Origin of the sequence: uncultured Campylobacter sp., assembly GCF_937981295.1 — a bacterium.
Classification (GTDB): Bacteria; Campylobacterota; Campylobacteria; order Campylobacterales; family Campylobacteraceae; genus Campylobacter_B.
In genome coordinates, this window is record NZ_CALJPC010000037.1 from 1 (window position 1) to 1,533 (window position 1,533).

Below are 1,533 nucleotides of genomic sequence, written 5' to 3' on the forward strand. Positions count from 1 at the left end.
TATGAGCAAGATGAAATTTATATACCATTCAAACATTTTGAAAAGGAGATAAAAAGCGCTATAAAATTTTGGAGAAAAGTATTATGATGGAATTTTATAAGGGTAAAAATTTATAAGGATTGGCAAATGCGCTTAATAGAGACTGATTTGGGCAAATATGAGGAATATATCTATTTCTTTATAGAGAAAAACAGGGCGTATTTTAACGCCTATCAAGAGCAGATATTTCTAAAGGACGAATATAATATAATTAGCAAATATTTTAGAGATGAAACACAAGAATACGCCGTCTCTTGGATGAAATTTAGCGAATAGCTGGGTTGAGCTTTATTAAAGTCATATTTTAAAAAAATAAGGAGCTGTATGCCTAAACATGAATTTTTACTCAAAAAGACAAAAGAAAATATTTTCTCTAAAGAGCATTGCGTAGTAATTAGCGATGATCTGATACTTCGCATTTCGTACTCTCTTGAGTGGGTGCAAACCACATGGAACGATGAGGTAAATTTGAAAAAAGGTCTAAATTACTATGGCTATAGCTGGATAGAAGATAAAGCTAAATTTAGAGATATAATATGCTCTTGGAGATCGCTTTTCTTGAGCGCGGATGAGCAAATCATTTTTGATAAAAACTGCGCGCTAAATAAATCCTCGGTTATCGAGCAATTAGACAGTCTATTGGAACTAATCGATTCGGCAATTAAAAATGATTTATATATTTTACATCTAGGGATTTAGCAAGTGTGCCGCGATTTAATAATAAAACAGAAGAAAGATCATGAAAAGAAATTATAAAAAGATAATACCCGTAAGAGGTAGAAGGAAATTTTCGATTAACAATTTTAGAGAAATTTTCGCGGAGGGCGATATATTGCAGATCGATCAAAGGCAGTTTTTATTTTGTAACTGGAATAACCTGCTGCGTATAAACGGCGATAATTCGGGGGAGTTTATAGTATTGCCGCCCGAAGCGAATGTGAGAAATAATAATGGTCTGATTTCTAAAAAGTGGATATTGGAGAATTTAGATTTTGTATGTGATCTGGAGTCGCCCAGAAATATAAGCATATTTTCTTATTACGATAGTTTTTTAGCCGAATACAAAAGGATAAATGATAAAATTCCTGCAAAATTTGCTTATAAATTTTTAGAATTCAAAGACGATCTAAAAAATGGAGATATTATAGAGTGTCACAAGGCTTTTCGTCCATATGATCGAAAGATAAAATTTATCGTCGCAACCGATACGGAAGGATGCCCGAGACTACCCTATCTGGAGGGGTTTTATTCCGGTATGTTTGCGCCTATTGGCTATAGCGATAAAATGCGCTCGAATAAAGGACGGGAATATGCGATAAGCTCGAGTTGGCTAATTAAGAACTGGGAAGCCGCCTTTCTCGGTAATTGCGATATAAGGCACACCTATGTAAATTTACAAAATCGAAAAGAGATTTTAAATTTTACCGATAAGCAACTGGAAAATTTTATAAAAATAAAGCGAAAGAAATTAAAATTTAAATGGAAAAAGTAGAT

General features: G+C 33.2%; 3 protein-coding genes. All 3 read left to right on the top strand.

What is annotated here, in order from left to right; genetic code table 11:
* Nucleotides 1-126 precede the first annotated feature (126 nt).
* From Q0135_RS03100 to Q0135_RS03110, 3 genes are read left to right on the top strand one after another with little or no spacing between them, the layout of a single operon-like run.
* Nucleotides 127-315, top strand: coding sequence for a hypothetical protein (locus tag Q0135_RS03100; protein ID WP_297964769.1), 189 nt, complete (start codon nt 127-129; stop codon nt 313-315).
* 48 nt (nt 316-363) lie between these two features.
* Nucleotides 364-738, top strand: a complete 375-nt coding sequence (locus Q0135_RS03105) for a hypothetical protein (RefSeq protein ID WP_297988145.1) — start codon at nt 364-366, stop codon at nt 736-738.
* 40 nt (nt 739-778) lie between these two features.
* Nucleotides 779-1,531, top strand: a complete 753-nt coding sequence (locus Q0135_RS03110; RefSeq protein ID WP_297988147.1) for a hypothetical protein — start codon at nt 779-781, stop codon at nt 1,529-1,531.
* Nucleotides 1,532-1,533: the final 2 nt, after the last annotated feature.